We start from the raw sequence: 7,984 nt of genomic DNA on the forward strand, positions 1-7,984 counted from the left end.
GGAGGCCCGCGCCAAGAAGCTCGAAGCCGATCTGGCCGAGCTGGAGGCCGAGGGTGCGGCAGACGGGCGCGGGGAACTGCGCGACCAGCCACGACGCACCCGCACCCGCACCCGCACCCGACCTACGACAATCGCCGCCGCACCGGTTCCCCTTCCAGCGGCGGTGCCACCACCGCCCCATGCGTCCGGCACTCCGGCCTCCGGCACCCCGCCGGCAGCGACCGTACCGTCGCGAAAGCCACCACGGAACCCAGCACCAGTACGCCCGCACACACCCCCATCGCCCGCCCGAACGCCGCGTCGAAGGCCGAGGCCGACCGATACGCCTCCTCCCCCATCCCCGCGGCCAGCGGCAACGCCGCGACCGCGATCAGGCCCGCCGCCCGGGCCGCCGCGTTGTTGATGCCACTCGCCAGGCCCGCCCGGGACGTGTCCACCGAGCCCAGGACCGTAGCCGTCAGCGGGGCGACCAGCGTGACCATGCCGGTGCCCAGGACCAGCAGCGCCGGCAGGACGTCCGCGACGTACGACGCCCCCGGCCCCACCCGCAGCATCAGCAGCATCCCGGCCGCACACAGCAGCGGCCCCACCGTGAGCGGGATCCGCGGCCCGATCCGGTCGGCCAGCGCACCCGAGCGCGCCGAGAACAGGAGCATCAGCGCGGTCGTCGGCAGCAGCGCCGTACCCGCCGCGAGGGCCGACCAGCCCACGGCCACCTGGAGCTGGAGCGCGGCCAGGAAGAAGAACCCGCCGAAGGCCGCGTACACGCACAGCGTGACCAGGTTGACCGCCGTGAACTGCCGGGACGCGAAGATCCCGAGCGGCATCATCGGGTCGGGCCGCCGCTTCTCCACCAGCACGAAGGCCACCCCGGCGGCCACCCCCGCCACCGCCGTGACGGCGACCACCAGTGACCCGGATCGCGCCTCGATCAGCGCGTACGTCACCAGCGCGAGCGCCACCGCGCCCAGCACCGCGCCGAGCACGTCGAAACGCCCGTGATCGCTACGGCCGTCCGCGGACTCGGGGACATGCCGTACGGCGATCGGCGCGCACACCAGCGCCAGCGGGACGTTGAGCAGGAACACCCACCGCCAGCCCGGCCCGTCCACCAGCCAGCCGCCCACGAAGGGCCCGACGGCCGCCCCGATCCCGCCGAACCCGGACCACAGGCCCACGGCCCGTCCCCGGTCGTCGGCGTGGAAGGACGCCTGGATCAGCGCGAGGGACCCCGGGGTGAGCAGGGCGCCGCCCACACCCTGGAGCGCCCGGGCGGCGACGAGGACACCGGCGTTCGGGGCGAGCCCGCACAGCAGGGAGGCCGCCGCGAACCACACCACGCCCACGACGAAGACCTTGCGGCGGCCATAGCGGTCGCCGAGGGAGCCGCCGAGCAGGATCAGGCCCGCCAGCGTGAGCATGTACGCGTTGACCGTCCACTGGAGGGCGGCGAGGTCGGCGTCCAGGTCGCGGCCGATGCGCGGCAGGGCGACGTTGACGACGGTCGAGTCCAGCATCGCCATGCTGGAGCCGAGGACGGTGGTGAGCAGGATCCACTTGCCCTGCGAGGAGGCGAGCCGGACGTCGGGCATACGCCCAGATATACCGTGAGCCCGGCGCGAAGGCACCGGGCTCACAGGAAACGCAGGACTTACCTGATCTGCTTACTTGATCTTCGTGCCCGCCGACCGCAGGTTCTGCGTGGCCTCGACGACACGCGCCGCCATCGACGCCTCGGCCAGCTTGCCCCAGGTGCGCGGGTCGTAGGTCTTCTTGGAGCCGACCTCGCCGTCGACCTTCAGGACGCCGTCGTAGTTGCGGAACATGTGGTCGGCGACCGGACGCGTGAAGGCGTACTGCGTGTCGGTGTCGATGTTCATCTTGACGACGCCGTTCTCCAGCGCGGTGCGGATCTCCTCCTCGGTGGAGCCGGAGCCGCCGTGGAAGACGAAGTCGAACGGCTGCGCACCCGCCGGCTTGCCGAACTTGGCGGCCACCCCGTCGTTCAGCTCCTTCAGCAGGTCGGGGCGGAGCACGACGTTGCCCGGCTTGTACACACCGTGGACGTTTCCGAACGAGGCGGCCAGCAGGTAGCGCCCCTTCTCACCGAGCCCGAGGGCCTCCGCCGTACGGATCGCGTCGTCGACGGTGGTGTACAGCGAGTCGTTGATCTCGTGCGAGACGCCGTCCTCCTCGCCACCGGTCGGGGTGATCTCGACCTCGAGGATGATCTTCGCGGCGCGGGCGCGCTCCAGGAGCTCCTGGGCGATGGAGAGGTTGTCGGCGAGGGTCTCCGCCGAGCCGTCCCACATGTGCGACTGGAACAGCGGGTTGCCGCCGGCCTTCACGCGCTCCTCGGACACGGCGAGCAGCGGGCGTACGTACCCGTCGAGCTTGTCCTTGGGGCAGTGGTCGGTGTGCAGCGCGACGGTGACCGGGTACTTCTCGGCGACGATGTGCGCGAACTCGGCGAGGGCCACGGAACCCGTGACCATCTCCTTGCTGTACTGGCCTCCCAGGAACTCGGCACCGCCGGTCGAGATCTGGATGATGCCGTCGCTCTCGGCCTCCGCGAAGCCGCGCAGCGCAGCGTGCAGGGTCTGGGTCGAGGTCACGTTGATGGCCGGGTAGGCGAACTTGCCTGCCTTCGCCCGGTCGAGCATCTCGTTGTAGACCTCGGGGGTTGCGATGGGCATCTGTCCGCTCCTTGTATCTGCGGGTTGGCGTACTGCGTGCTGACGGCCCTGACCTAGACCTTGGTGTGGGGGTTCGACATCATCGTCGGCCCCATCTTTCCAGACTCGACCGGATACCTCGCCCGAGGTGTCCAGCCTGTGGATAACTCAGTCGAGACCCAGCTCGTCCTTGGAGAACGCGAAGCGGTACGGCACCCCCGCGCCCTGCTCGATCTTCTCCGCCGCGCCCGTCGCCCGGTCCACGATCGTGGCGACCGCGACGACCTCGGCGCCGGCCTCGCGTACGGCCGCCACCGCTTCGAGCGGGGAGTTCCCGGTGGTGGAGGTGTCCTCGACGACCAGCACCCGGCGGCCCGCGATGTCCGGCCCCTCCACCCGCTTCTGCATACCGTGCGCCTTCGCCGCCTTGCGTACGACGAAGGAGTCCAGCCGGCGACCGCGCGCGGCGGCGGCGTGCAGCATGGCCGTGCCGACCGGGTCCGCGCCCATGGTCAGACCGCCGACCGCGTCGAACTCCAGGTCCGCGGTCAGGTCCAGCAGCACCTGTCCGACCAGGGGCGCGGCCTCGCCGTCAAGGGTCACCAGACGGAGGTCGACGTAGTAGTCGGCCTCCAGGCCCGACGACAGGGTCACCTTGCCGTGCACCACGGCCTTGTCGAGGATCTGCTGCTTCAGGGCGGCGCGTGCGTCAGTCATGCCCGTCAGCTTAGAGGCGCCGCCAGCTCCAGGTCGTGGTGGCCTCCAGCGGCTCCAGGGGCGTGACCAGGCGCGGCAACGTGTTCAGGCCATCCGGCGGCCCGGTCTGCGGCTCCACGCAGACGGCGGCCTCCTGCTCGTCGTAGACCACGACCCACTCCTCGCGGCTCGCGACCTTCAGCTCCAGCTGTCCGGGCCAGGTCAGGGTGACGTCCACGCCGCCGGGCATGCCGAAGCAGTCGTCCCAGGGGCCGGGCTTCGGGTCGATCCGGTTGCCGGTGGGCAGGTGGTCGTCGCCGCGCTCCTCCTGCCAGACGGGCGTGAAGTCGAGCCGCACCGGCTCGCCGCCGTCCAGGGTGCGGTGGAACCACGGGTGCCAGCCGATCTGGGCCGGGAAGGAGGAGTCGTACGTCTCCACGGACATCGTGAGCGTCAGGGCGTCCGGGGTGAGCGCGACGATCTGGGTGAGGCGGCCGGAGTAGGGCCAGGGGTCGACCAGGTCGTACGTGAGGACGGCCTCGTCGGGGCGGATGCGGGCGGTCTTCCAGGCGCCGTCCCTTGCGGTGCCGTGGATGGCGTGGGGCGGGGAGTTGAGCGGCATCTGACGTACCGTCGCGCCGTCGCGGAAGCGGCCGTCTCTGATGCGGCCGCACCACGGCACCATGGGGAAGCAGCCGAAGCGGTCCCCTTGGCGCAGGAGTTCGGTGCCGGCGATACGCAGGCCGCCGATTCGTCCGCCGTTTGCTGGGTGGACGGTTACTTCTGCTTTGCCTGCGGTCAGTGTGATGTCTTCGTTGCTCACGGGATGACACTACGTCGTCAGAGTGCGGCTTTGTGGGGGCTGGTCGCGCCCCGCGGCGGAGCCGCCAATCGATACAGCCCCGCGCCCCTAAAGGCACTCAACTCAACGGCGTTTCCTAAGGGCCCGTCCCACCACGATCGCCGAAGCCAGGACCAGCGCCGCCGCCGGGGCCGCCCAGCGCAGTGTCGTGCCTGCCGCGACCGTCTGAGGGGCCGGGACCGGGGCGTAGCGGCCCCTCGGGGGTGCGTGGTCGACCTCCTCCGCGCTGCGGCCGATCATCGTGCGGCGGGCGTGGGCCGCCTCCGCGGGGGGCTCCTCCGGTTCGGTGAACTCCTCCAAGACAGGGACCGGTTCGGGCTCGGGCACGGCTTCCGGTACCGAAGGCTCGTCCTCGAAGGCCCCCAGATTCTCCGCGAAACGGTTCAGCAGGCGGGTCAGCGCCGAACTCACCGTCTCCGCAGGGAGTTCCGTCACGCGGCCGTCCGCCGTCGCCGTGCCGTCGACGGTCAGCGCGGTGCCGTCGTCCGTGTCCCGGAGGCGGAGGGTGAGGGCGAGTTTCACCGAGCCGGTGCCGCGGGCCTCCGTGGCGTCGCCCTCGACGGCGTAGGAGCCGTCGGGGTGGGTCGAGACGCGGACCGTGCCCCGGTAGGTGATGGAGTGGCTGCCGAACCGCACCTTCAGCCGGCCGGCGACGGGATCCGCGCCGGCGTCCTGCTGGAGCCCGGGAACCGCCCGGGCGACCCGGTGGGGATCGCCGAGTGCCTCCCGCAGCCGCTCGACCGGAACCGGAACGAACACCTCATGCTCCATGGTTGCCGAGCCTACCCAGGGGCGGCGGCCGTGCACCCCCGTTGGGGGAAAGTGACCGCGCCCTCGCGTCTCAGTAGCGCGGATGCACCAACGTGGACGGCGCGAGCCCCCGGATCATCGTCCGCTGAGCCGCCGCCAGGGACTGCTCCGTCGGCCCGCGCGACTGCGGCCCGCGCGGGTGCGGTCCCGGCGAGTCCGGTGCCAATGGTGGGGGTTTCGCCGGGGCGGCCAGCACGAAACCCCAGTCCTGGGGCGCCCTCGACCCGCCCGTCGTCCGGTCGGGTCCCGCGGCGAAACCGGTGGCGCGCCCGCCCACGGCGTACGGCGTGGTGTGCAGGCCCGCCGCACGCATCGTGGTGTCCACGGTCCAGAAGACGCGCGGGCGCGAGGAGACCGGCCCGGCGTGCACGACGATCCGCCCGCCGGGGGTCAGGACGCGGCGGGCGAGGCCGTAGAACTCCTGGGAGTACAGCTTGGTGCTGGCGGTGATGCCCGGGTCGGGCAGATCGGCGATCACCACGTCGTACGACGACGGCGGCGCCGTACGCAGCCAGGCGAACGCGTCCGCCGCGGCGACGTGGACGCGCGGGTCGCCGTAGACATGGCCGTTGAGCCGGGAGAGGGCGGGGTCGCGGCGGGCGAGGCGGACCAGGGCCGGGTCGAGCTCGACGACCTCGACCCATCGGACGCCGGGGTGGGTCAGCACCTCGCGGGCGGCGAGGCCGTCGCCGCCGCCGAGGACGAGCACGCGCGCGTGGGGGCCGTTCATCGCGGGGTGGACGAGGGCGTCGTGGTAGCGGTGCTCGTCGCGGCCGCTGACCCTGAGGCGGCCGTCGAGGTAGAGGTCGAGGGGGCGGCCGGCGGTGCCGCCGGTCAGGACGACCTCCTGGACGCCGGTCTGGAGGGCGACGCGCACGTCCTCGCCGTAGACCGCCTGGCGCGCGGCCCGTTCGAAGTCGTCGACGAGGACGGCGGCGGTGGCGAGGACGCCGAGGACGGCGAGGTTGGCGGCGACCAGCAGCCAGCGGGCGCGGCGGCTGAGGTCGCGGCGGAACAGGCCGAGGACGAGCGCGGCGCCCGCGAGCGCGTTGACCGTGCCGGTGAGCATCGCGCCGGTCAACTGACCGAGCAGGGGCAGCAGCAGGAACGGGAACGCGAGGCCGCCGACCAGGGCGCCGACGTAGTCCGCCGCGAACAGGTCGGCGACGGCGCCGCCGGCGTCCTGGCGGCGGATGCGCTGGATCAGCTCCATCAGCAGGGGGACCTCGGCGCCGATGAGCAGGCCGATGGCGAGGGAGAAGGCGACCAGCAGCCAGCGCGGGCCGCTCGCCCACAGCCCGCCCCAGTCGCCGGTCCACGCGAAGACGGCGTAGAGCGCCATCGCGCTGCATCCGCCGACCAGGGCGAGGGCCGCCTCCAGCAGTCCGAAGGCGGCGGCCGCGCGCCAGCGCAGCCGCTTCGCGGCGAGCGAGCCGACGCCCATCGCGAAGACCATGACGGAGAGCACGACGGAGGCCTGGGTGACGGAGTCGCCGATCAGGTACGAGGCGAGCGCGACCAGTTCGAGTTCGTACACCAGTCCGCAGGCGGCGCAGACGAAGACGCAGGCCAGCACCAGGAACCGCCCCGTCCCCGGGCGCACCGGCAGCCCCGGGGCCCCGCCCCAGGACGGCGGAGCGCCGGGCGGCGCGGGTGCGTGCGGCTCGATCACGCTGCGACGTTACGTCACGGCCACGGCACGCTTCGTCACCCACACGTGTGGATCTGAGGGTCAGGACGGGAACAGGGGTTTACCGGTCAGCGTGAAGTCCCCACCGGAACCCGGACCCCGACCCGCGTCCGCGTGGCCACCAACTGCCCGTCCTGCGGATAGGCGTGCCAGGTCCGCCAGTGCACCTGGCCGTCGTACCGCTGGGCCAGCATCGCGGTGAACGCGTGCGGCGAGCCGGGGAAGACCCCCGCCAGTCCGTTCGGATGGTCGGACACCAGCGCCAGCAACTCCTGTGCCCGTCCGGCGAACTGACCCGGCGACAGCCGCTCCAGCCGCGCGGCGAACTCGTACTCCCAGTCCCCCACCCGCTTGGCCACGCCCAGCGGAAGCGGCGTACTGCTCCCCGGAATGCACGCGACCGTCTCCGAACACGTGCCCTGCTCCTCCTCCAGGAGTACCTGGTGGGACGCGCCGAGGAGTCTCAACTGAAGCTTCGCTCCGGCCAGTTCCAGGTCGAGCGTGGCCAGGGCGGGAAGCGGCTCGCGCCCCAGGGCCCAGGCGAGGTCGGCCGCGCGCGTGTCGGTGTAGGAGGTGTTCAGGGTCGTGAGCATGGATCGGCTCCGCTAGCACGCAAAGAAAAAGGGAGGGTGTGGTTCCGGCGCGCCCCGGGCGGCACCGGGAGGTTCGGCCCGGTCAGCCCAGTCGGTAGGTCGGGAAAGGTGTCCGTGCGACGTCCGAGGGGCTGCGTAGGTGTTTTAGAGGGAATCATGAACGGTGGCGCCGCCACAGCGTTTTTACCCAACTTCGTGGGGTTTCCATCCCTCCGTGGGCTCCACAGCTCAACTGTTCAACCACGGCGCACGCCAGGGCGGCCGTAGTGCGCGCCGGAGCACCGGCGTGAAAATGCGACGAGCGGGGGCGCGCGTCCCGACCGAGGTCCGGACCCACGCCCCCGCTCCCCCCGTTCCGGATGCGGTTCCCCCTGCCGGAGCTCGGCTGCCCCGTGTCAGCTGCCTCCCCCGCATCCGCCTCCGCCGCCACAGGAGGACCCTCCGCCGCAGGACGACGACCCGCCTCCGCAGGACGAACCGCCGCCGCAGGAGTGCCCTCCGCTGTGCCCCCCGGAGTGCCCGCCGTGGTGGCCGCCACCTCCGGAGTCGGAGCCCCCGCCCCCCGGCACCGAGCGGTTTCGAGGGCGAGGGCTTCCCGGTGCGCCGCGCGTTCGCCGGGATCCACTACCGCCACCTCGACCCGTTCATCATGATGGAC

General features: G+C 72.2%; 7 protein-coding genes. All 7 read right to left on the reverse strand.

Annotation, left to right across the window (positions count from 1 at the left end; all coding sequences use genetic code 11):
- Positions 1-122: 122 nt before the first annotated feature.
- Positions 123-1,592 (reverse strand): MFS transporter, encoded by a 1,470-nt coding sequence (locus tag ABZ896_RS51085; protein WP_360945844.1) that lies wholly within the window; start codon positions 1,590-1,592, stop codon positions 123-125.
- Positions 1,593-1,664: 72 nt separating this feature from the next.
- Positions 1,665-2,696 carry a class II fructose-bisphosphate aldolase gene (gene fbaA / locus ABZ896_RS51090; RefSeq protein WP_030319767.1) on the reverse strand — a complete coding sequence of 344 codons (1,032 nt, stop codon included), beginning with the start codon at positions 2,694-2,696 and terminating at the stop codon, positions 1,665-1,667.
- Between the two features lie 147 nt (positions 2,697-2,843).
- Positions 2,844-3,392 (reverse strand): orotate phosphoribosyltransferase, encoded by a 549-nt coding sequence (gene pyrE, locus ABZ896_RS51095; protein WP_360945848.1) that lies wholly within the window; start codon positions 3,390-3,392, stop codon positions 2,844-2,846.
- Between the two features lie 10 nt (positions 3,393-3,402).
- On the reverse strand, positions 3,403-4,194 hold the full coding sequence (locus tag ABZ896_RS51100; protein ID WP_360945851.1) for an aldose 1-epimerase: 792 nt from the start codon (positions 4,192-4,194) through the stop codon (positions 3,403-3,405).
- A gap of 102 nt (positions 4,195-4,296) precedes the next feature.
- Positions 4,297-5,004, reverse strand: coding sequence for an SRPBCC domain-containing protein (locus ABZ896_RS51105; RefSeq protein ID WP_360945854.1), 708 nt, complete (start codon positions 5,002-5,004; stop codon positions 4,297-4,299).
- 70 nt (positions 5,005-5,074) lie between these two features.
- Positions 5,075-6,715, reverse strand: coding sequence for a polyamine aminopropyltransferase (locus tag ABZ896_RS51110; protein WP_360945857.1), 1,641 nt, complete (start codon positions 6,713-6,715; stop codon positions 5,075-5,077).
- An 86-nt stretch (positions 6,716-6,801) separates the two neighbouring features.
- On the reverse strand, positions 6,802-7,326 hold the full coding sequence (locus tag ABZ896_RS51115; protein ID WP_360945860.1) for a DUF2617 family protein: 525 nt from the start codon (positions 7,324-7,326) through the stop codon (positions 6,802-6,804).
- Positions 7,327-7,984 lie beyond the last annotated feature (658 nt).

Source organism: Streptomyces sp. NPDC047072, assembly GCF_040643855.1.
Lineage (GTDB): Bacteria > Actinomycetota > Actinomycetes > Streptomycetales > Streptomycetaceae > Streptomyces.

Bases quoted from the DNA above. Each gene is read 5' to 3' on its own strand.
- ABZ896_RS51085 (WP_360945844.1), bottom strand. From the start codon at position 1,592: ATGCCCGACGTCCGGCTCGCCTCCTCGCAGGGCAAGTGGATCCTGCTC.
- fbaA (WP_030319767.1), bottom strand. From the start codon at position 2,696: ATGCCCATCGCAACCCCCGAGGTCTACAACGAGATGCTCGACCGGGCG.
- pyrE (WP_360945848.1), bottom strand. From the start codon at position 3,392: ATGACTGACGCACGCGCCGCCCTGAAGCAGCAGATCCTCGACAAGGCC.
- ABZ896_RS51105 (WP_360945854.1), bottom strand. From the start codon at position 5,004: ATGGAGCATGAGGTGTTCGTTCCGGTTCCGGTCGAGCGGCTGCGGGAG.
- ABZ896_RS51115 (WP_360945860.1), bottom strand. From the start codon at position 7,326: ATGCTCACGACCCTGAACACCTCCTACACCGACACGCGCGCGGCCGAC.